Genomic DNA, 516 nt, shown 5'->3' with positions numbered 1-516 from the left:
CGAGGGCGGGGGTTTCCCCGCCCGGGCGCTGAGCGCTTCGTGTCGATCTTCAATGCGCGTTCGGTAACGGTACATACGATACGTGATCTTGCCAATTTCCTGGGGGCCTGTATCGCCGCTTTGCACCTCGACGTGCACCAGAATCCAGGCGTCCGTGCCGCTCAGGTGACGAACCTGAACCAGCTTGTCGGCGTACAGACGGCCATCGCCCGGCGGGCCGTCCGGGATTTCGATGGCCTGCAGCTCTTTGTCCAAGAACACCGGGGCCACTGACCAGTCAATGACGGCATACAGGTCGGGAGCCAGCAGCGCCAGCGCTTGTGGAAAGTAGAGCTCGAGCGCGTCCTTCCAGGGGCTGTCGTAGTCATTGTTGACCGGTGCGGCCTGGGCAGGTGACGCCCCCGGGTCTGGTGACGACTGCGCCAGGTCAGGCTTGGACGCGTCCGACGCGGACGAGTCTTCGTGCGACGGAGCCAGCGAAACAGGCACGATGGGAGGGCGTTTGCAGGCAGGCAT

1 pseudogene is annotated in these 516 nt (G+C 64.1%); it reads right to left on the bottom strand.

Going from position 1 to position 516, the window contains the following annotated elements:
- Positions 1–489 (bottom strand): annotated as a pseudogene (locus CCA01S_RS15090) (hypothetical protein); the annotation flags it as partial.
- Positions 490–516: the final 27 nt, after the last annotated feature.

Source organism: Castellaniella caeni NBRC 101664, assembly GCF_001592225.1.
Lineage (GTDB): Bacteria > Pseudomonadota > Gammaproteobacteria > Burkholderiales > Burkholderiaceae_B > Castellaniella > Castellaniella caeni.
The sequence above is the reverse complement of the archived record's forward strand: the minus strand, read 5'-3'. Positions and strand labels throughout refer to the sequence as shown.